Origin of the sequence: Acinetobacter sp. CWB-G5, assembly GCF_019209785.1 — a bacterium.
Classification (GTDB): domain Bacteria; phylum Pseudomonadota; class Gammaproteobacteria; order Pseudomonadales; family Moraxellaceae; genus Acinetobacter; species Acinetobacter johnsonii.
The window spans coordinates 62,196-85,132 of the sequence record NZ_JAHUTF010000010.1 but is presented as its reverse complement, the minus strand read 5'-3'; the positions used below and the strand labels follow the sequence as shown (position 1 = coordinate 85,132).

At 42.5% G+C, this 22,937-nt stretch carries 16 protein-coding genes; 11 read left to right on the top strand and 5 right to left on the bottom strand.

Annotation, left to right across the window (positions count from 1 at the left end):
- Positions 1–303 precede the first annotated feature (303 nt).
- The 3 genes from KVY11_RS14080 (at position 304) to KVY11_RS14070 (ending at position 5,427) form a co-directional block, all read left to right on the top strand.
- The gene (locus KVY11_RS14080) at positions 304–1,599 is read left to right on the top strand and encodes a M20/M25/M40 family metallo-hydrolase (protein WP_218289301.1); all 1,296 of its coding nucleotides are present in this window, start codon (positions 304–306) and stop codon (positions 1,597–1,599) included.
- A 497-nt stretch (positions 1,600–2,096) separates the two neighbouring features.
- Positions 2,097–4,502 carry a YgiQ family radical SAM protein gene (locus tag KVY11_RS14075; RefSeq protein ID WP_218289300.1) on the top strand — a complete coding sequence of 802 codons (2,406 nt, stop codon included), beginning with the start codon at positions 2,097–2,099 and terminating at the stop codon, positions 4,500–4,502.
- A 382-nt stretch (positions 4,503–4,884) separates the two neighbouring features.
- Positions 4,885–5,427 (top strand): DUF2726 domain-containing protein, encoded by a 543-nt coding sequence (locus tag KVY11_RS14070; RefSeq protein ID WP_010325668.1) that lies wholly within the window; start codon positions 4,885–4,887, stop codon positions 5,425–5,427.
- A 61-nt stretch (positions 5,428–5,488) separates the two neighbouring features.
- On the opposite strand, the gene KVY11_RS14065 is transcribed toward KVY11_RS14070, so the two are convergent.
- From KVY11_RS14065 to mdtD, 4 genes are all read right to left on the bottom strand, one after another.
- The gene (locus KVY11_RS14065) at positions 5,489–5,845 is read right to left on the bottom strand and encodes a RidA family protein (RefSeq protein ID WP_218289299.1); all 357 of its coding nucleotides are present in this window, start codon (positions 5,843–5,845) and stop codon (positions 5,489–5,491) included.
- Positions 5,846–6,372: 527 nt separating this feature from the next.
- Positions 6,373–7,434 (bottom strand): DNA polymerase IV, encoded by a 1,062-nt coding sequence (dinB, locus tag KVY11_RS14060; protein WP_218289298.1) that lies wholly within the window; start codon positions 7,432–7,434, stop codon positions 6,373–6,375.
- A gap of 134 nt (positions 7,435–7,568) precedes the next feature.
- The gene (locus KVY11_RS14055) at positions 7,569–8,354 is read right to left on the bottom strand and encodes a GH25 family lysozyme (protein WP_371315994.1); all 786 of its coding nucleotides are present in this window, start codon (positions 8,352–8,354) and stop codon (positions 7,569–7,571) included.
- Between the two features lie 98 nt (positions 8,355–8,452).
- A complete protein-coding gene (gene mdtD, locus KVY11_RS14050; RefSeq protein ID WP_218289297.1) occupies positions 8,453–9,847 on the bottom strand; it encodes a multidrug transporter subunit MdtD in 1,395 nt (464 codons plus the stop codon).
- 160 nt (positions 9,848–10,007) lie between these two features.
- Here mdtD and KVY11_RS14045 point away from each other — a divergent pair, with 160 nt between their 5' ends.
- Complete coding sequence (locus tag KVY11_RS14045; protein WP_218289296.1) at positions 10,008–11,915, top strand: choice-of-anchor I family protein; 1,908 nt, start codon at positions 10,008–10,010, stop codon at positions 11,913–11,915.
- A 166-nt stretch (positions 11,916–12,081) separates the two neighbouring features.
- Entirely contained in the window at positions 12,082–13,056 is a 975-nt protein-coding gene (locus KVY11_RS14040; protein ID WP_004692891.1) for a hypothetical protein, read from the top strand.
- A 59-nt stretch (positions 13,057–13,115) separates the two neighbouring features.
- Here the strand turns inward: KVY11_RS14040 and KVY11_RS14035 are convergent, their stop codons facing one another.
- Complete coding sequence (locus KVY11_RS14035) at positions 13,116–13,736, bottom strand: TIGR00730 family Rossman fold protein (protein ID WP_168159874.1); 621 nt, start codon at positions 13,734–13,736, stop codon at positions 13,116–13,118.
- A gap of 335 nt (positions 13,737–14,071) precedes the next feature.
- Here KVY11_RS14035 and KVY11_RS14030 point away from each other — a divergent pair, with 335 nt between their 5' ends.
- The 6 genes from KVY11_RS14030 (at position 14,072) to KVY11_RS14005 (ending at position 22,902) form a co-directional block, all read left to right on the top strand.
- On the top strand, positions 14,072–15,652 hold the full coding sequence (locus KVY11_RS14030) for a TerC family protein (RefSeq protein ID WP_218289295.1): 1,581 nt from the start codon (positions 14,072–14,074) through the stop codon (positions 15,650–15,652).
- Positions 15,653–15,722: 70 nt separating this feature from the next.
- The gene (locus KVY11_RS14025; RefSeq protein ID WP_058868708.1) at positions 15,723–16,190 is read left to right on the top strand and encodes a YchJ family protein; all 468 of its coding nucleotides are present in this window, start codon (positions 15,723–15,725) and stop codon (positions 16,188–16,190) included.
- Between the two features lie 59 nt (positions 16,191–16,249).
- Positions 16,250–16,894 carry a trimeric intracellular cation channel family protein gene (locus tag KVY11_RS14020; protein WP_004692884.1) on the top strand — a complete coding sequence of 215 codons (645 nt, stop codon included), beginning with the start codon at positions 16,250–16,252 and terminating at the stop codon, positions 16,892–16,894.
- Positions 16,895–16,997: 103 nt separating this feature from the next.
- Positions 16,998–18,317: an MFS transporter gene (locus KVY11_RS14015; RefSeq protein WP_183174241.1), complete on the top strand. Its 1,320-nt coding sequence runs from the start codon at positions 16,998–17,000 to the stop codon at positions 18,315–18,317.
- 537 nt (positions 18,318–18,854) lie between these two features.
- Positions 18,855–21,074 carry a DNA topoisomerase IV subunit A gene (gene parC / locus KVY11_RS14010; protein ID WP_218289294.1) on the top strand — a complete coding sequence of 740 codons (2,220 nt, stop codon included), beginning with the start codon at positions 18,855–18,857 and terminating at the stop codon, positions 21,072–21,074.
- Between the two features lie 148 nt (positions 21,075–21,222).
- Positions 21,223–22,902 (top strand): AMP-binding protein, encoded by a 1,680-nt coding sequence (locus tag KVY11_RS14005; RefSeq protein WP_168159868.1) that lies wholly within the window; start codon positions 21,223–21,225, stop codon positions 22,900–22,902.
- The last annotated feature ends 35 nt before the right edge of the window (positions 22,903–22,937 follow it).

Here is a 22,937-nt window from a genome sequence, read left to right as displayed (position 1 = left end):
CCTCTTAGCGCTGATGGTAGTGTGGAGTTATCCATGTGAGAGTAAGTCATCGCCAGCTCATTAATTCAAATCCCCCTAACTCAAATGAGATAGGGGGATTTTTTTATGCGGAAAATATTAAAATAATAAATGAATCAATCGTCTAATTGAGGTTTAGGATAGGTTTCTACATACTGATTTACTTATTTATCGATCATGACATTTAATCTATCTAACATTTTTATTTTTAGATTTTTAAAAATATTGAATAGTCGATCAAATGTTCATAGTTTGTTAGCAATATCTTTAAATGGAATAATGAGTATGTCTAATAAAATTCAATATCAACTGAAAAAACTTCCTTTAATCTCATGTGCGTTGTTGAGCTGTTTAGCTTTTGGGCAAGTACATGCTGTATCTAATGATCAGGTCAAACATCTGGTTGAGTCAGAAAAAAAGAATTATTTAAATACTCTAGAGGCTTTAGTCAATATTGAGTCGGGGAGTAAAGATCTTGTCGGCGTGAATAAGATCGCTAAATATGTCGCCGAACAATTAAAAATGACAGGTGCTGAGGTCAGTATTGTAGAAGCTAAAGATATATATCGTATGGATGATACGCCCCAACAGACTGGTCCAATGGTAAAAGCTGTTTTAAAGGGTAAAGGCAGCAGTAAAATTATGCTAATTGCTCATATGGATACGGTGTATTTAACAGGAATGTTGAAAGACCAACCTTTTAAAATGGAAGGAGATAAAGTTTTTGGTCTTGGAATCTTAGATGATAAACAGGGGGTTGCTGCGATTATTCATACGCTTGATCTTTTAAAAAAGTTGAATTATCAAGATTATGGCACGATCACAGTCTTACTTAACTCCGATGAGGAGATCAGTTCGCCAGGTTCACGCAAACTGATTACTGAAACTGCACAAGACCAAGATGTGGTTCTGTCATTTGAAGGTGGTGGTAAAGACGGCAGTTTACGATTAGCCACCAGTGGGATTGGTGCAGCATATTTAGAGGTTCACGGGAAATCTGCACATGCAGGGGTTAAGCCTGAAGCAGGCATAAATGCACTGACAGAATTATCACATCAAATCTTACAGTTACAAGATTTATCGAATCCTAAAACAGGGTTGAAATTAAACTGGACTGTAGCGAGTGCAGGTAAAGTGCGTAACGTGATTCCAGACCTTGCGACTGCACAAGCAGATGTTCGTGCCTTGCAAGTTAAAGATTTTCAGCAAGTGGAACGTGTATTACAGGAAAGGATTAAACGTAAAAAGTTAGCTGAGAGTGAAGTTAAGTTAAAGTTTGAAATGCGTCGGCCACCTTTAATAGCAAACCCACAGGCAAAAAAATTGGCTGAACAAGCACAGCTTATTTACAAAACTGATTTTAACTTACCAATGAAGGTCTTAGCTGAAGCAACAGGTGGTGGTACAGATGCCGCATTTGCTGGCTTAAATTCGAAAGCAGCGATTTTAGAAGGAATGGGCTTATCTGGTGATGGTGCACATTCGAATAATGCTGAATATATTTTGGTCGAAAGTATTGTGCCGCGTTTATATTTAGCGACAAAGTTGATTATGGATTTATCGACCGCTCAAAAAGAATAAAGTTGGTATGAAAGAACTCAACTGATTTGAGTTTTTACATCATGAAAGATGGTGTTTATTTTTAGCAGCATCTTTCATCAATCTAAATATTAGAATCTTAAAAGGAAATGGGTGAGGTCTTAAATAAAAAATGCCATAAAGTGAGGGATATTCTGAGAGATTGGCATAGTTATAGTTGATGTTAATTTTTCATTCTTTGCTGCATAATTCAGCTGAAACTGTTGGGTTTCGGTGTATTGCTTGCTGTCCCAAGTGATTGGGCATTGGTATTTATTCTTTAAGGAATGAAGGGCCAGCTTTTTCGCTCTTAGATGTCAAATTGTTTCTTTTTAAATGAAAACTTCGAAATTACGTTTGCACAAAAAAATAAATGATAACGTGCTGTATATGATGATTTTTTAACCAAGCAAGCTGAATGTAATTCATGGTAAAATGATCGGCTTTCATCTTTGATCTTTATTTGAGATCTTTCATCTGCCAGCCGAGAATTGCTAGCCATGTCTACTGCTTATACTATGCAGACCGCGCCTAAAGCGTTGTTTGATTACGACAAATATTGGGCGTCATGTTTTGAACCTGCGCCATTTTTGCCGATGTCGCGCGAGGAAATGGACCAACTCGGTTGGGATAGTTGTGACTTTATTTTGGTCTGTGGTGATGCCTATATCGACCATCCATCATTTTGTTCGGGCATTATTGGCCGTACGTTAGAAGCACAAGGCTTCCGTGTCGGGATCATTGCACAACCTGATTGGACTAATGTTGAAGCATTTCGAGTTTTGGGTAAGCCAAATATTGCTTGGGGTGTGACTGCTGGGAATATGGATTCGATGATCAACCGTTATACGGCTGATCGTAAAATTCGTTCTGATGATGCCTATTCGCCAGATAATTTACCTAATAAACGTCCTGACCGTGCAGCAACCGTATATTGCCAACGTGTGCGTGAAGCATTTCCAGATGTACCTGTATTGTTAGGTGGAATAGAAGCGTCTTTACGTCGTATTGCACATTATGACTATTGGTCAGACAAAGTCCGTCGCTCGGTGTTGATGGACTCAAAAGCCGATCTTTTGATGTATGGTAATGGCGAGCGTTCAATTACAGAAGTGATGCATCGCTTAGCCAAAGGCGAAAAAATTCACGAAATTACCGATGTGCGTGGCACGGCATTTATCGTGAATAAGTTAAACCGTCCATCTAAAGCCAAGTTTGTGGAAATCGCATCGAATGATGTGGATGCCATTGGCCGTGTTGATCCGATCATCAATCCTTATGTGATGACTGAAGATTTAGATGGCTGTGAAATTGAAAAAGATAAGGGTAATTCTTTAACCCAATACCAAAATTTCCAAAAAGAAATTGTGACGAATCAAATTGTTCGTGAAGGGGATAAACTCGATTCTGATACACAAATTGTGCAATTACAGCCGTCTTCAAAGGCAATTAAACATAAATTACCGCCGCGTGAACTGGCTGTGATTCGTTTGCCTGCATTTGAAGCAGTGGCAGATGATCCCGTTTTATATGCACATGCCAACCGTATTTTGCACCTTGAAACCAATCCGGGAAATGCACGTGCTTTGGTACAAAAGCATGGCGAACGTGATGTTTGGTTAAATGCACCACCAATTCCGTTAACCACGGAAGAAATGGACTATGTGTTTGATTTACCTTATGCACGTCTACCCCATCCTGTGTATGGGGATGCTCGTTTCCCAGCATTTGACATGATCAAGTTCTCTGTCAATATCATGCGTGGTTGTTTTGGGGGCTGTACCTTTTGTTCGATTACAGAACATGAAGGGCGTATTATTCAAAACCGTTCAGAAGAATCAATTTTACGTGAAGTTGAAAAGATTCGTGATACCGCACCAGGCTTTACTGGCATCATTTCTGACTTGGGTGGGCCTACAGCAAACATGTATCGTTTGCACTGTAAAGACCCTGAAATTGAAAAGAACTGTCGTAAACCATCATGTGTTTATCCGGGTGTTTGTCAAAATTTACATACCGATCATGCACCTTTAACGCAGCTATATCGTAAAGCACGCGCCATTAAAGGCATCAAAAAGATTCTGATTGGTTCGGGTCTGCGTTATGATCTAGCGGTGTTAAACCCTGAATATGTCAAGGAATTGGTACAGCATCATGTCGGTGGTTATTTAAAAATTGCGCCTGAACATACCGAAAAAGGTCCATTGTCTAAGATGATGAAACCGGGCATCGGGACCTATGATCGTTTCAAGCAAATGTTTGATCGTTTCAGTAAAGAGGCAGGTAAAGAGCAGTATTTAATTCCGTACTTTATCGCAGCACATCCAGGTACGACTGAATATGACATGATGAATTTGGCGATTTGGTTGAAGAAAAATGGTTTCCGTGCCGATCAGGTACAGACTTTCTATCCATCGCCAATGGCAACCGCGACCACCATGTATCACACGGGTAAAAACCCATTAGCCAAAGTGGCGCGATATACTGAAGATGTGGATATTGTGAAAGGTGAGAAGCGTCGTCGTCTGCATAAAGCCTTCTTGCGTTATCATGATCCAAACAACTGGCCATTATTACGTGAAGCTTTAAAAGAGATGGGCCGCCAAGACTTGATTGGTAACTCGAAACAGCATTTGATTCCAACCTATCAACCGCAAGGGACAGAAGGTCAGTATCAGTCTGCTCGGAAGAAAAACTCAACCGTGGATGGTGATTCGCAAAAACGTAATGGTGATAGCCGTAACCAACAAGCGAAAAATCAATCGCGTCCATCGAATACCAAAAAGCGTCCTGAGCGCGGTCAGATTTTAACGCAACATACAGGTTTACCACCGCGTGAAACAGGTGATGCCAAGAAGCCATTTGGACATTCAAAATCAAAACCGAAGTCTAAGTCACGTGCTTAATCGCAACTGAATATAAAAAAGGATGCTACGGCATCCTTTTTTTAGGATCAATCTTTTTATTGCGTTAGAAAAATAGCTCAAAGATTGGCTTTTCTGCCATCCGTCGGGAAAATTGGGTCAATCCGAAGAATCATATTGCACGTGAATGAATCACTCTATTACAGTGTAGATAGGCGAAAGAGCCAAAATTTCATTCGGATTAAAACAAAACGTGTTACAACGAATGACATTGCAAAAAATTGTTTAGTTTTATCAGCGTTTGTTTGATTTTAGCTTTAGTTTTTTTATTGCGTGGTTTGGGTAAATGGTCAGTAGGTTATACTGATCGGATAAAAATCGGTGTGATACCGAAAATTATAATAAAGATGAAAAGGATACAAATATGACAACTTATATGGTAATTGGTAGCGTGTTGTTGATACTGGTCATGATTTTAGCGAGTAAAGCGTTGATCCCTAAGACCAAGCAGCAAGATAGTGCATTAAGACAACGTGCTATTTTTAGTATGCATGAGCAACTGACTTACACTCGTTTGAAAGAAATTTTACCGCATCATACTGTGCTGGCACATGTGTCTTATGATGCCTTACTAACTACAAAATTTTCGCGTACGCGAAACAAATACCGCAATTTGGTGGCCGATTTTGTCATTGTGGATAGTGCACAACAAGTTTTGGCAGTGGTTGCTTTAGAAGATCCGCTTTCACTGAAACGTCCACAAAAGGCACAGTTTCAGGATGCGATCCTCGATATGGCTGGCTATAAAGTGATTCGTTATGAAGAAGTGCCTGACTATCATCAGTTACGTGAAGATTTTTATGGCGATCTCTATGCTTCGTCGCGTTTGACTAAAGATACGCGTGTAGCCAAAAAATATGATTACTATAATGCAGCACAAACTCGAAAATTACGTCTGATCGGCTAACTGAATCTCAGCGCGTATCATAAAAACATGAGAACTCATGTTTTTATGATACGTGTATTTTTTATGCAAGTTTCACTGCAACAACGGTTAACTCTACCAATACTCGTGGATCATAAAGTTTAGCTTCAACACAGGTACGGGGTAAGGCATCAATGTCTGCAACCCAAGCATCCCAAACTTCATTGAAAGCGGCATAGTCTTGTTCAATATTCTTCAAATAAATCGTTACCGATAAGATATGGCTTTTATCTGTGCCTGCATCAGCTAAAAATTGGTCAATCATGTCGAATGTTTGTTGGGTTTGACCTTTAATATCGAGATCAAAGTCAGACGCCAGTTGACCTGCCAAATGAACGAGGTTGCCAGCAATCGCAACTTCAGAAAAACGATTTGAGACATGCAAACGTTGAACCGTCATGATGTATGCATCCTGTGTGATGAGTATAAAAATAGAACATAATAATGTAGCTCAATAGCCTACCACAAACTGATGTATGACAGATGGCTGTGATCTTGGCTTTCAATCAGGTGCAGAATTTTACAGCGTGAAGGATTCTATCTCTTGCTGTAAGTACATGTGAACAGAGGATGAATTCAATATTTCGACGTGGGAATTACAAAAGATGAAGGAACGCGATTAATAGGTCAATCTTATGCGGACTTTATAACAGTATATTTTTAAATATTGGATTATTCTGATGCTAGAGCGCTGCTCTGTAATATAGAGGGGAAATACCATGATAAATATCAGAGATGTCCTGTAATCTTCGGATTTGATCGTCACGCCAATCACAGGACGTATGCTAAAAGTAAAGGTAAGTTTTAGCATCTCAGCGGTTACATGGATAAATGCAGCGCGTCATTAGATTACTCTAAAAACACAGTTTGTGAATGCTAAATTGCATTATTTTTGTTCTTTTGGTTAAAAAGTGACTCATTGAGCAATCAGTCAGACCATAAAGAGAGCTGGGGTAAAGGCTCTTGAGTCGAAAGTGCATACACCCCAACACCGATAAGACGAAATTGTTGATCTGGTGTGATTTGCATTTCTTTGAGTAAGATGTCTAAGGTCATTTGCAGTTCAGTTTGATGCTTTAATGGCATTTTGAAGCTTTTACTGTGCTGTAGGGTTTGAAAGTTTTTCAGTTTCAGTTTGACGGTGACACCGCGGGCATACAGTTGCTTTTTCTCTAAGCTTTGCCAGACTTGTGCAATCAACTTGGGCCAAAATGGGAGACATTGTTCAAGGGTTAAGTCATCATCAAAAGTGGTTTCTTTTGAAATTTGCTGACGTTCTCGTTCCGCTTGTACAGGACGCTCATCAATCCCTTGTGCATAGAGATAGAGCTGTTTGCCATACTTGCCAAAATGATGAATCAGGATATTTTCATCCACATGCTGTAAATCACCTAAAGTTTCGAGTTTGAGCGCATATAATTTTTCTTGCATGACTTTCCCCACTCCAGGGATTTTTTTAAGCGGCAAGTGTTGAATAAACTGCTGAACTTGTGAGGGTTTAATTACGCAGATACCATTGGGTTTATTCCAGTCCGAAGCAACTTTGGCTAGAAACTTATTGGGTGCAACACCCGCAGAGGCGGTCAGTCTTGTGCTCTGAAAAATATCAGCACGGATGCGTTCAGCAACTTCTGTGGCGCTGGCCAGTTGTTGTAAATTTTCCGTCACATCTAAATAAGCTTCATCTAAGGAAAGCGGTTCAATGAGTGTGGTATAACGCTGAAAAATTGTATGAATTTGCTCTGAGACCGCACGATATTTAGAGAAATTAGGTTCAATCACTATCACTTGAGGGCAGCGTTTTTTGGCCTGAGTCATCGACATGGCAGAGCGGAGTCCGTAGCGACGTGCAGGGTAGGATGCGGCAGCAATGACGGCACGAGGATGGTGTGAAGAAATCACCACAGGTAAATGCTTTAAGTCGGGACGATCAAGTAACTCCACCGAGGCATAGAAGGCATCCATGTCGATGTGAATGATTTTTCGCATGCTGAATTTTAATATTGAAACCTAAGCCAGTATTGCACTATTCAGATCGATTGCGTAGTTCTACATGCGGCATAAGCGACATAGTTTGACTTGGTATTTTAGTATTTGAATTTCAATGCTGAGCTTGGAACTGCTTACTTGATTGGTAAGTTTTGTGGCAGTTGATAAAGCCCTTGGCGCTCTAAAAAGCTGATCCAATCTTGCTCTGAGCCTTGAAATACATTGAGATCCACCAAGGTTGGTATGCCTTTAATTTGGCCTTGGCTGGTGTGTTGCCAAAAGGTCCATTTCGGATTGCCTTTGAGTTCAGGCTGGCCCTGATATTCACGAATCCAAAGGGGAGTTTTTTTAAATTCATCGACCAAAACAATATTATAAAATGCTTTAGAGGTATAAAAAATGGGTTGCAAGCCATAGTGTTGATACAGTTGGTCGTGCATGACCTGAATTTCTTTGAGCAGCTGTTCTCTGGTATAGGTGTTGATACAGGTGCTGTCATATTCCAAATCAATCACAGGCGGTAAACTATCGGTTTTCTTCGGTACAGTTTCGATAAAGTTCTGCGCCTGAATCTGGCCATCACGGCATAAGCGATAAAAATGATAAGCCCCGACCAAAAAGCCTTGTTCACGAGCTTTGAGCCAATTGTCCTGAAATTTACGGTCTTTGAAATCTCCCCCTTCGGTGGCTTTTAAATAAACGAATTTAAACTCTTGGGGAGAAATGGATTGCCATTGGATGTCGCCCTGATGATGAGACACATCAAAGCCTTTTACCGGATACTCTTGGGCAGATGCGATATTGTTCTGCAAGAAAAAATAGGTGATCCCCAGTCCGACACATAGCATCACTACACAGGCAAGTATGTAATAGGGATATGAGGTTTTTGACGGCGTGGAAACTTTTTTTCTTGCGGACATGCTTTTGTAGGTATTGGTTTTTAGCTCATCATCATAGCTCGAATTTGTGGAACTGACTATGATGATTATGGTCAGTAAATGGCGGTACTTTGTATCTGTTATTCATCCACGGTATCTTTGGGGATGTGCCAGAAAATAGCTGCGGTAATCAGGTTAATACAGCCCAAAACAATTAAGGTGTTATGGAATGCCATGACGATGTGATCTGTGCCCCAATATGCCGTAAAGACATTGACTAAAGTACCTGCCAAAGCCACACCAATACTCATCGAAACCATCATGATCATCGACAAGAAACTGTTGCCACTACTGGCATCTTGTTGCGGTAAATCTTTCAGCGTGAGGGTATTCATAGATACAAATTGTAGGGAGTTCAGCATACCAAAAACAAAGAAATGCAGCGCGCGCAGCCAGGTTGGGGTGTCTGCGGTATTGAGAGCAAAACTGGCGATACATGCACCGACCAACAAGGTGTTAACCAAAAGTACGTGGCGATAACCAAAGCGCTGAATCAAGTGACGAATGATGGGTTTGGAGGCCAGTGAACCCAGCACGGTCGGAATCATCAATAGCCCTGTCACAAAGGGTTCAAAACCGAAAGCCACTTGTAACATGAGTGGCATCAAAAAAGGCATGGCATTGCCACCGAGGCGAGCAAAGAAGTTACCTAAAATACCCACGGCATAAATGCGGTTACGAAACAGTTTACTGCGAAATAGCGCATTTTGATGGGTATGTGCATGATAGGCATACCAAAGCGCAGTCACCAAGCTCAGTACAATCAGCCCCATACTCCACCATAAAGTTAGGTGCGGACTGGCAAAATTTTCAATCCCTAAAGATAGTCCTGCCATGGTGATCACCAACAGGATAAAACCCCAAAAGTCAAAACGAGGTACATTCTGCTCGGTGACATTCGGCATGGCTTTAAAGCTAATCAGGACCCCTAACAGCCCCATGGGGAGGTTAATCAGGAAAATCCAATGCCATGTACTGACTTCGACCAACCAACCCCCGAGTGTTGGACCGATCAGTGGGCCAATCAGTCCCGCGAGACTCATCAAACTCATGGCCGATAAGAACTGCGTCCGCGGAATGACCTTGAGCATAGCTAAACGGCCAACAGGGAGCAATAATGCACCACCGATGCCTTGCAATACGCGATAGAACAATAACTCATTTAAGCTTTCAGAAAAGCCACAGCCCAGTGAGGCAAGAGTAAAAATGATAATGGCACTGAAATAGGTATTGCGCACTCCAAAACGGTCGGCGAGCCAGCCACTCAAGGGGATACAGGCAGCAACGGCAAGCACATAGGCCACCACCACGCTATGCATTTGCAGCGGGTCTTCATTCAAACTGGCTGCCATAGCCGGTAGAGCGGTATTCACAATGGTGGTATCTAAGCCTTGCATAAAAAAGCCAATCGAAACCAGAAGTACCAAAAGACGGTACTCAGGAGCGAGTGCTTGATGGGTCGGCGTTTGGTTCATAGATACAACAAAGTGAAATTTTTAAACAGTTTAGCTTAATTTAAGTTGGACTGTTGTTGCGAATGTGCATTTATCACATGCCATCAAATTGACATCTCTACGTCATGTGTTTGCAACGCGTACGTCATACATTGGTTAAATTTGAACCGATATTTAGATCATGATGAATAAAACATATAGTGCTGTCTTTTTAGCATGCATGGGGTTGGGCTTAGCGGGATGTAATGACAGTGATGATGCGCAAACCATCACATCACCGCCTGTGGTAGAGGAAGCCACGCCGAATAGTATTGAACTGGTTCATCTTGCAAGTTATGAATCGGGGATATTTGGACAAAGTGCAGCTGAAATCCCCGCCTATGATGCTGCGAGTAAGCGTCTGTTCGTGGTGAATGCACAAAAAGGCATGGTCGATGTTTTAGATTTCTCTCAACCAGCGCAGCCGACATATATCCAATCTTTGGATGCCAAAACTTATTTAGCCAATTCCGAAGTGAATAGTGTCGCGGTGCATAATGGCATCGTCGCGTTGGCAGTTCAGGCTGAGGATAAAACCCAAACCGGTATTGTGGCTTTTTTTAAAGCACAGGATCTCTCTTTTATCAGTCAAGTCAACGTGGGAGCTTTGCCAGATATGTTGACCTTCACGCCTGATGGTCGAAAAGTACTGGTAGCGAATGAAGCAGAACCGAATGAAGGTTATCAAGTCGATCCCGAAGGTTCGGTCAGTATTATTGATATTTCAGATATTCAAAAACCAACAGCAACTATTGCGGGCTTCCACGCATGGAATGACCGTAAACAAGACTTATTAAATGCAGGCATTCGTATTTTTGGCCCAGACATCAGTCAATACCCAAATGTAGCGACCGCAGGTATTCAAACGACCACAGTTGCACAAGACCTAGAGCCTGAGTATATCGCAGTCAGTGCTGATGGTAAAAAAGCATGGGTTAGTTTGCAGGAAAATAATGCCATTGGGGTTCTAGACCTAGCAAAAAATCAATTTGTTGATCTTTTCCCGATGGGCTACAAGGACCATAGTTTGCCTGAAAATACCTTGGATGGAAGTGACCGTGACTGTGCTATTGGTCAAGACTCTTTGGGGCGTAGTATTACAGAATGTGCAAAAGATGCCGGCATGATTAATATAAGCTCTTGGCCGGGTCTATATGGCATGTATATGCCCGATGCCATTGCACAATATCAAGCCAACGGCAAAACCTATTTGGTCACGGCCAATGAGGGGGATGCCCGTGAATGGCTAAGGGATGAAGCCAAATACTTTGAAGGCGGGGACTTAAATGCTGGTTATGCTGAAGAGATACGCATCAAACATTTGTTTAAAAAAGCAGGTTTTGACGCCAAAGGTGATTATGCCGCGCATTTACGTCAGCTTGCACCGGGCGTGAAAGGGGCAAAATTAAACCCCGAGGTGTTTAAGCCTTGTCAAACGGCTGATGCAACAGAAGTCTGCGCGGATAATTTAATTAAAGATTCACAAATTGGACGTTTGACCATTAGTTGGACGCAAGGTTATCAACAAGATCCACTAACAGGTCTGCCGAAGTTGGATGAAAATGGTCGTCTGACTTATGACAAATTATACGCCTATGGTGGTCGTTCGGTGAGTATTGTCGACCCTGAAACCAAACAGATTGTGTGGGACTCGGGGAGTGAGTTTGAGCGAAAAATTGCGGAGTTGTTCCCAGAGCAGTTTAATAGCAATCATGAAGCATTTAAATTTGATGACCGTAGTGACAATAAAGGTCCTGAACCTGAAGGCGTGACTTTGGGTAAAATTGGTGAAAAGACCTTTGCCTTTATTGGACTTGAGCGTGCCAGTGGCATCATGGTGTACGACATTAGCAACCCGAATCAGGCTAAATTTGTTCAGTATCTGAACCATCGCAACACCACGGAAACAGAGGTCACGAAGCAAGGTGACTTAGGCCCAGAAGGTTTGATTTTCATCGCGGCGAAGAATTCACCAAATGGTCACCCGCTGTTGGTGGTGGGAAATGAAGTCAGTGGTAGTACAGCGGTTTATGAAGTCAAACTCAATTAAAAAACTGAGTTTTGAATTTGAAAAAAGAGCACTACGGTGCTCTTTTTTTATGGCGCTACAAAAAATATATGACAGGGATGTCATGAAAATGAAATAAAACAGTCATAATCTTTGGCAAACATCCAAGGGCACTGTCTTGGAATAAATTATTCAAAAGGTTGGTTTTATGACAATCGAAATTTTGATGGTGATAGGCTTCTGTTTAGCCGCTTATTCTATCGTCGGAAATGATGTGCCACAGACATTAGGTACGTTTATTTCATCCAATGCACATCGTCCATGGTGGGTGCTTTGGCTCTTTATCAGCACCATTTTGGTGGTGGTGTTGATTTATGGTTGGTATGCATCCGGTGTGGGGGATGCATCATATGGTCGTTTAGAAACGATCCCTTTTCCTGAGGGTGGGGTCACGTGGCTATATATTGTGCCACCGATTTTACTGTTATTTTTAACCAAATACGGAATTCCCGTCAGTACCACTTTCTTAGTCTTAACCATTTTCTCGCCTGCAAGTTTAGGCTCGATGATGGTGAAATCGATGATGGGCTACGCGGTGGCCTTTGTGGTTGCGATTATTGTCTATCGTTTTGTAATGCGCCAAGTCGCGAAGTATTTTGCGAAAACCCGTAATCAAGAACCGTCGCATATTTGGATTGGGCTACAGTGGGTTTCTACGGCTTTTCTGTGGAGTCAGTGGCTGATTCAAGATTTGGCTAATATTTTTGTCTATGTACCCCGTCAAGTGCCGTTTTCATTTTTACTGTTTGCCATCACGGTCTTTGTGGTGTTGTTGGCGGTAATTTTGTACCAACGTGGTGGTGCGATTCAGAAGATTGTCGATACCAAAACAGGTGTTACTGATATTCGTGCAGCAACCATTATTGACTTTATGTATGCCCTCATTTTGTTGGTCTTCAAAGAGTGGAGTAATATTCCAATGAGTACCACATGGGTATTCTTAGGTTTACTTGCAGGTCGTGAGTTTGCAATGTCGATGATTTTTGATGAAGTGAACAAACATCGCACTTCGCGTAACGTCAGTAAAGATGCGATGAAATTGATGTTTGGCTTAGCCATGTCCGTGATTTTGGCGACCACACTGCCGTGGTTCTATAACTTTGTTACTCATTATGGGCAATAACCGTATATGTTAAAAAAGCGAGCTCTAGGCTCGCTTTTTTATGGCATTAAGAACAGGGTTTAAATGGCAAAGTGCGCTGGACTGCCGAGGTTGGCAATGGCTGAATAAATCTGTTCAGCATGGTTGCACACAATCAGTTTTGCGCGGTGCTGTGGCGGTAGAAAACCTTCTTCTACTGCATGATCCAACTGGGCAATCAGTGCGTCATAGAAACCATTGACGTTATAAATCATCATCGGTTTTTGATGTTGGTTCAGTTGTCCCCAGGTTGCCACTTCTAAAATTTCTTCAAAAGTGCCTAAACCGCCGGGTAGTGCGACAAAGGCGCTTGCGCGTTCGGCCATTAAGGCTTTGCGCTCATGCATGGTTTGTACAACATGTAATTCGGTCAGTTGGTGATGCGCAATTTCATAATCCAGCATAAATTCTGGAATGACGCCGACTGCTTCACCGCCGTGGCTAATCATGGCATCGGCCACTTGTCCCATGAGGCCAATACTGGCACCCCCATAAACCAGACCAAAACCCTGTTTAGCTAAACCTTGTGCCAGTGCAATCGCTTTTTCTTGATAAATCGGTTTATTGCCTGAACGAGAACCGCAGTAAAGTGCGATCAGAGGTTGAGTGGTTTGAACATTTACTTCAGTGTTGAGAGAGGATATTTTTAATTCACTATTCATGGCGTATGTTTTTACCTTTTGCTTTATCTACTTTTTCTTTCTTAGTTTAAGCAAGAAATGTGACGGCAAGCTGTATTTAATCTAACAATCGGGTAATAATTTGTTAAATCTTTTAAAACTGTGCGCTTTTGAAAAAAAGATGAATTTCATGTAGATCTTGCCTATACTTATTTCCTGTTTTACAACACAAGAACGAACATGGGTAGTGGTAGTTGTCGCTCAAGACATCTTCAGTTTTCCGAAAAAAAATTACAGCCATTGGTGCTGAATCTTCCTTTTCATCCGCTTAAGTTGCGTTATGCACCATATATTTCCCCTCGACAGGAGCAGATCACATGATATTTGAATGGATGTCTGATCCTTCTGCGTGGGTAGGATTACTCACCTTAGTGGTGCTGGAAATTGTGCTCGGGATTGATAACTTGGTTTTTATTGCGATTTTGGCGGAGAAACTTCCACCAGAACAACGTAATACGGCCCGTGTTGTTGGTTTGATCCTTGCACTCTTAATGCGTTTGGTGCTGTTGGCCTCAATTGCTTGGGTGGTGACACTGACCGAACCGCTGTTCCATATCTTCGATCATCCTTTCTCAGGACGCGATTTGATTCTTCTGTTTGGTGGGGTGTTTTTGCTGTTTAAAGGCACCATGGAACTGCATGAACGTATTGACGCCAAAGTGGTTCAGAAAGAAGAAAGTCCAGCCAATGCTGTGTTTTGGATGGTAATCGTTCAGATTGTAGTTTTGGATGCTGTGTTTTCCTTAGACTCGGTGATTACCGCAGTCGGTATGGTTAAACACCTGTCTGTGATGATGATTGCGGTGATTATCGCCGTGGGCATTATGCTGTGGGCATCGAAAGCCTTGATGGAATTCGTCAACAAACATCCGACCGTGGTGATTTTGTGTCTCGGCTTCTTGATGATGATCGGTTTCTCTTTGATTGTAGAAGGCTTTGGTTTCCATATTCCAAAAGGCTACTTATATGCCGCGATTGGTTTCTCAGTGATTGTTGAATTCATCAACCAAACCATGCGCCGTAATCAAGAAAAAATGGTCACCACCACAGACCTTCGCTATAAAACTGCATCTGCGGTGCTGCGAATGTTGGGCGGTAAAAATAGTGATCATGCCTCTGAGCCTGAAGATGTCCTGGCAACTCGCGCCTATGCGGATGAAGTATTTGATCCTGAAAATGGGGTCTATCATAGTGTCTTGGTGCAAGGGGTGCTGGGTTTGTCCGAGCGTCCTGTGAAGTCCGTGATGACACCACGTCCAGAGTTGGAGTGGATTGATTTAGAGGATGAAGAAGCCTCAATCAAATCACAACTACTTAGCATTACGCATTCACGTTTAATCGTGGCACGGGGCGAGTTAGACAACATTGCAGGTGTGGTGCTGACCCATAAAGTTTTAAACGAATATATCGAAACCGGTATCCTCGATTTTGATAAACATTTACGTGAACCTGTGATTGTGCATGAAAATGCGCAAGTCCTGATGGTGATGGAACAATTGCGTCAAGCACCGTTGCAAATGGCTTTGGTCTTGAACGAATACGGCTCGATTGAAGGGATTGCCACGCCGATTGACGTATTAGAGGCGATTGCAGGGGAGTTCCCTGATGAAGATGCAGAAGATAATGTGGCTGAAAGTTTAGAAGATGGTAGCTTGATGCTCGATGGTTCAACCGATATTCGCCATGTGTCGTTATTGTTGGATCGTGATTTGGTCGACGAGTCTGATCAGTACTCAACCTTGTCAGGCTATATCCTCTTTCATTTAGGTCGTTTACCCGAAAATGGCTCTAGCCTTGAAGCAGATGGTTGTATTTTTGAAGTGGTGACGATGGATGGGCACAAAATTGAAAAGGTGCATGTGATTCCAAAGTCGGATCTGCACAAGGAATCATCTTAAAACAAACCGTAATCTGGTTTGAACAGGTTAAAATAGCTCGCAATGTCGAGCTATTTTTTATGGAAAAGTCATGAGTAATGTTGAGTGTCCGTGTGGACAGGGCGAATATAAGCAGTGCTGTCAGCCTTTGCACTTGGGACAAAGTCATGCGCAGAGCGTGGCTCAACTTATGCGCTCACGTTATAGTGCTTTTGCTAAACAACAAATTGATTACATTGTACAAACCACAGCGTTGGGGCAGCAACAGGCTCTAGATGTTGCAGCAATTGCAGAGTGGAGTCGAAGCAATCAATGGTTGAAGTTAGACGTCGTGCAGGCCAATGAAAAACTCGATAAAAACCATGCCATGGTCGAGTTCAAAGCCTATTATCATGATGGTACATCGCCACAGATACATCATGAAATTTCACATTTTGTGAAACATGCAGAGGCATGGTATTTTTTAGATCCAACCACTGAAATGCATATCACCATGAAACAAGCGTGCATCTGCGGTTCAGGGAAAAAATTTAAACAATGTTGTGCACAATTTTTATAATTTTAAGCAAATTTGGCTTAGAATAGCGCGCATCAATTAGCCTATATGGAATCCAGGCGATGTTACTCACTATTATTTATATTATAGCGATCACAGCAGAGGCAATGACAGGTGCACTGTCGGCGGGTCGGCGTAGTATGGATTGGTTTGGTGTGGTGATTATTGCCTGTGTCACAGCGCTGGGCGGCGGTTCTGTCCGCGATGTGTTATTAGGACATTATCCGCTGACTTGGGTCAAGCATCCTGAATATTTGATGCTGACCTGTTTTGCCGCTTTTATGACGATTTTGATTGCCAAGTGGATGCGCCATTTACGTAATATCTTCTTGGTGCTCGATGCTCTGGGCCTGATCGGTTTTACCATCATCGGCTGTCAAATTGCCTTAGAAATGGGACATGGCTTTGTGGTATCTGCAGTTGCAGGGGTTCTGACAGGAGTCTCAGGCGGTATCTTGCGTGATATTTTGTGTAATGACGTCCCTTTGGTGTTCCGCCGTGAACTGTATGCCAGTATTTCTTTTGTCGCGGTGATTTTCTATTGGGGCTGCATTCAGCTGGGTTTATCACTTGAGCTGACTGTGATTTCGACTTTGATCTTTGGTTTTAGCTTACGTCTAATCGCGATTTACTTTGGCTTAGAAATGCCAAAATTCATTTATCAAGACGATGATGAGCAATCTGCTTCCTCGAAAGATGCCAGCTAAAATAGCAGTGATTTGACTGCCTTATTTGTATAAAAAAAGCACATAATGATAAAGCCTGTTGAGAAAGCAGCCTGCTATCTTTTCCCGCTTTAGAGGCCGAGCTATGGATTTAGTTTCTCGCATACAACGCTTACCGATCGGTAAATTTCACTACACCTTGTTGTGGGTGATTGGCTTGGGCTGGATGTTCGATGCCATGGACACGGGGCTGATTTCTTTTATTTTGGCAAAAATGGCCGAAGATTGGCATATGAGTCCAACTGAGAAAGGTTGGGTAGTCTCCATTGGCTTTGTCGGAATGGCGATTGGTGCAGTGTGTTCAGGGGGCTTGGCCGACCGCATCGGACGTAAAACAGTTTTTGCCGCGACCCTAGTGATTTACAGTTTAGCGACGGCGGCCTGTGCCTTTGCCCCGAACTTAACGTGGTTGTTGGTGTTTCGTTTTATTGTGGGTTTAGGCTTAGGTGGACAGTTGCCAGTAGCGGTGACCTTGGTCAGTGAATACATTCCTGCGCAGGTGCGTGGGCGTTTTATCGTGCTGCTAGAAAGTTTTTGGGGCCTGGGTTGGCTTTGCGCTGCATTGGTGGCGTATTTTGTGATTCCAAAATTTGACTGGCATATGGCCTTCTTAATCGGTGGAATTCCTGCACTGTACGCCATTGTGATTTGGTTCAAGGTGCCTGAGTCAATTCCTTATCTCATCAACCGTGGTCGTATTGTGGAAGCGCATGCCTTGGTGCAGCAGATTGAACGTCAATGTGGTGTTGAAGTCGTTGAACATATCATCGTTAAACCCGTGGCAGAAAAAAAGAATGTGTCCTTTACCCAGCTCTGGTCAGGGGCATTTGCGCGTAGAACCTTGATGTTGTGGTTGATTTGGTTTGGTATTGTCTACTCGTATTATGGCATTTTTACATGGTTACCGAGTTTGCTGGTGAAGCAGGGGTATAGCATTGTTCAGTCTTTTGAGTATGTCTTGGTGATGATTTTGGCACAGCTGCCAGGCTATGTGGCCGCAGCATGGCTGGTCGAAAAGCTGGGACGTAAAGCAACCTTGGCTGGTTTTATTGGCATGTGTGCAGTTTCCGCGTATTTCTTTGGTCAAGCTGATACTGTGAGCATGATCATGTTCTGGGGTTGTCTGATGTCATTCTTTAACCTCGGTGCATGGGGCGTCTTGTATACCTATACCCCAGAGCAATATCCAACCAATATCCGGGCTTTTGGTTCGGGTTGGGCATCAGCCATTGGTCGTATGGGCGGCATTGTCGCACCGATGGTGGTGACACATATGATGGTACAGAGTAATGGATTTAGTGCGATTTTCATGATGTTTACCGCAGTGTTGCTTGCGGTTGCAGCGGTAATTTTGATTTTGGGTGAAGAGACCAAAGGCAAAACATTGGAAGAAATTGGACTGTAATTTAGTCCATGCTGAAGATTGAGCGTAAGATGTGCTGAGACTCTCAGTCTTCAATACACTTCAACATAAAATCTAGATGATGGATCTGAAAATAGCCGATAACAAGATCCAACTCAGCAATAAAAAATTCAATCTGCTCGGCCAAAATGTGGCTTCTCAACGTTGCATTTTGATAAAAGTTAGCCCCGTGTATGATGAGGCTATTTAAAATAGCTGTGACTTGATTGATGTGATCTACCCAATTGGTTGTGTCGCATTTTGGGCGCGGATGCCCCGATTTTTTTGTCGATCGTATCGATCAAGTTGAGAAGACTGAAGTTGCTTAACCATTTTCATTGATGAGCAGAGATGAACACAGGAACTGAACTTCAAAATAATTAGTTGCTCATTTTAAAAAAAATGGATAATTTTACGACACTAGGAACATCTAAAGACGCAATTTGTCGTAGTGGTGTACGCTTTCACTTGTATAGGCAGAGCCTGCGACATAGCATAAGAACTTAAACAAAAAACGATTAATTAGGATGACAGGTTGTTATGACGAACCTTGCGCATCAAGCGACAGAAAACCGTTCCGTAGCAGAATTTACTGAACAAGCATATCTCAACTACGCCATGTACGTGATCATGGATCGTGCCTTACCGCATATCAGCGATGGTTTAAAACCTGTACAACGCCGTATTGTGTATGCCATGAGCGAATTGGGGCTGAAACACAGCGGTAAACCCAAAAAATCTGCGCGTACCGTCGGCGATGTGCTCGGTAAGTATCACCCGCATGGTGATTCGGCCTGCTATGAAGCGATGGTGCTGATGGCGCAGCCTTTTAGTTATCGTTATCCGTTTATTGAAGGTCAGGGTAACTGGGGTTCTCCCGATGATCCGAAATCATTCGCTGCGATGCGTTATACCGAAGCCAAATTATCTCAATATAGTGAAGTGCTTTTGTCTGAACTGGGACAGGGGACTTGTGACTGGCAGGATAACTTTGATGGTTCGATGAAAGAGCCTGTGACTTTACCTGCACGTATTCCGAATATTTTGTTAAATGGCACTACGGGCATTGCGGTTGGTATGGCTACGGACATTCCACCACACAACCTGCGTGAAGTCGTGAAAGGCACCATTGCCTTAATTCGCAATCCAAATTTAAGCGATGAAAAAGTTGCAGAATATATTCCTGCCCCCGATTTGCCGACCAAAGCAGAAATTATTACGCCACCTGAAGAGCTGTTAAAAATTCAAAGTACAGGGCGTGGTAGTTATCGTATGCGTTCGGTGTATCGCATCGAAAAAAATGAAATTGTGATCACGGACTTGCCTTATCAAGTGTCAGGCTCGAAAGTTATTTCGCAAATTGCAGATCAAATGCAGGCGAAAAAACTGCCTTTGGTGAGCGATGTACGAGATGAATCGGATCATCAAAACCCAACCCGTTTGGTAATCGTACTGCGCTCAAATCGGATTGATGCTGAAGCGGTAATGAGTCATCTTTTTGCCACCACTGACCTTGAGTCGAGTTATCGGGTCAATATGAACATGATTGGCGCGGATGGTCGTCCACAAGTGAAATCGATTCGTCGTATTTTGCTGGAGTGGATTGAAATTCGAAAGGAAACCGTTACCCGTCGGTTGCAATATCACCTGAATAAAATTGAAAAACGTTTACATATTTTGGGCGGTTTGATTATTGCCTATTTAAATATTGATGAAGTGATTCGTATTATTCGTGAAGAAGAACAGCCCAAAGCGGAGTTGATGTCACGTTTTAATATTGATGATATTCAGGCCGAAGCCATTTTAGAACTCAAGTTGCGTCATTTGGCCCGACTTGAAGAAATGGAAATGCGCCGTGAGCAAGAAGAGTTAGAGGCCAAAGCTGCACTGATTCGTGAACAGTTGGCTAATCCAGAGTCTTTAAAAGCTTTGATCATCAATGAACTCAAAGATGATGCGAAAAAATACGGCGATGACCGTCGTTCACCAATCGTGCATCGTGCAGAAGCGACGGCGATGAGTGAGCAAGATTTCATGCCTGCTGATCCTGTGACCGTGGTCTTGTCTGAAGCGGGGTGGATTCGTTCAGCCAAAGGTCATGAAGTTGATGCTGAAAACTTGAACTTCCGTGCAGGCGATCAATACCTCAGTCATGCGCAAGGCAAATCTAATCAGCGCGTGTATGTGCTGGATGAGTCAGGGCGTAGTTATGCACTAGCCATTAATAGCCTACCGTCCGCACGTGGTCTGGGAGAACCGTTGAGTTCAAAATTGTCCCCAGCCAGTGGTATCGGTTTTAAACAAGTCTTTATTGCTGATGATGAAACCGAAGTCGTGGCGCTGAGCAGTAAAGGATATGGTTTTAAAACACAGGCAAAACAGTTAGATACCAATGCAAAAGCAGGTAAAGCCTTCCTGACTTTACCTGAAAAAGCCACAGTTATGCCGTTAACCAGTGTTGATCAGGCCACCCATTTGGCGTTATTGACCTCAACGGGTCGTTTGTTGATTTTAGAGTTGTCAGAGTTGCCTGTTTTGAATAAAGGTAAAGGTAATAAATTGATACAACTTGAAGAGAAAGATCAAATTGTATTCATGACAAGATTAACGCTAGATGAAATACTGCAAGTCGTTGCAGGACAGCAGCAATTAAAATTGAAGGGTGATGACTTGCAAAAATACATAGGCAAAAGAGCATCAAAAGGGCAGTTATTACCACGTGGTTATCAAAAAGCAAATAAACTGTTAGTTCAGAGATAAAACTAGCATCCATCGATCAAAATACGTTATATATGGTATGTATGCGGGAAATGGATGCAGTATTAAGCAACACAAGTTAAATAAAGAGCGCTTAATATTGAGAACAATAGTTGAAATTTAAGGATTACTGATAGGAGAATCGGGCGATATGGAAAAAATTTGGTTCGCAGAATACCAAAAAACGGGGATTCCAGAGACTGTAGAATTGCCACCAGAAAACACGTCATTAGTAGATGTTTTTGAACGAAATTTCCAAAAATTTGGCTCTCGTGATGCTTTTATCTTTATGGATAAAGTGCTCACTTTTAATGAGTTAGAGGAAGCAAGCCGTAAATTTGCAACGTATTTACAAAGTTTGGGTCTAGCAAAAGGCTCACGTGTCGCTGTGATGATGCCGAACGTTCTTCAGTATCCTATCGTTGCTTTGGGTGTATTCCGTGCAGGTTTAGTACTGGTTAACGTCAATCCACTGTATACCGCGCGCGAACTTGAACATCAGTTAAATGACTCGGGTTCAGAAGTTTTGGTGATCATCGAAAACTTTGCTTCTGTTTATCAAGCAATTAATGGTAAAACGCCAGTTAAACATGTCGTGATTGCCTCTGTAGGTGACATGTTGGGTGCATTAAAAGGCACACTGGTGAACTTTGTATTACGTTCAGTGCGTAAGCAAATTCCAGCATGGAATATTCCTGGCCATATTCGCTTTAACGCAGCAATGTCGAAAGTCAGCGCGAGCAATTATAAGCGTCCGAACTTAACGTTAAGTGACACAGCAGTGCTTCAGTATACTGGCGGCACTACAGGGGTATCAAAAGGTGCAGAACTGACGCATCGCAACCTTGTGGCGAACATGTTGCAGTGTGACGGTATTTTCCAAAGTAAATTTGGTGCACAAGATGGTCAGCCTGATGACCGCATTTTCTGTGCATTACCGCTATATCATATTTTTGCGTTCATGGTTTGTGCGATGTACGGCATGTACAAAGGCCAAGCCAACGTTTTGATTCCGAACCCGCGTGACTTACCTGCGGTGATGAAAGAGTTACGTAAATATCAACCGTCATTCTTCCCAGCAGTGAATACGCTATTCAATGCTTTAGTGAACAATGAAGAGTTTAAGCAACTCGACCACAGTAAATTGAAAATGGCGATGGGCGGTGGTATGGCTGTCCTTCCTTCTACAGCAGAAGCGTGGAAGCGAATTACTGGAACCAACATCATTGAAGGTTATGGCCTATCTGAAACTTCACCTGTGGCAACGGCAAATCCGCCAGCGTCTGAAGAGTTTAGTGGCACGATTGGTATTCCATTGCCATTAACTGAAGTTGCAATTTTGGATGATGACGGTAAGGAAGTTGCACTGGGTGAACAAGGTGAGATTTCAATCCGTGGTCCACAAGTAATGCGTGGCTATTGGAACCGTGCAGATGAAACAGCTAAAGTGATGACTGAAGATGGTTTCTTCCGTACGGGTGACATTGGTGTCATGGACGCTCGCGGCTATGTGAAAATTGTAGACCGTAAGAAAGACATGATTTTAGTGTCTGGTTTTAACGTTTACCCTTCAGAAATTGAAGAAGTGGTTTCAAAGCATCCTAAAGTATTGGAAGTGGCTGCCATTGGTGTACCTGATGAAAAATCAGGTGAAGTACCAAAACTGTTTGTGGTGAAGAAAGATCCATCTTTAACTACAGAAGAAGTCTTGGCCTTTGCGAAAGAGAACTTAACGGGCTACAAACGTCCGCGTTATGTTGAATTCTTGGATGAGTTACCGAAATCAAACGTAGGTAAAATCCTACGTAAAGATTTACGTAAAACAGCTTAAGTTCAAATAAAAAAAGCGCCGTCAGGCGCTTTTTT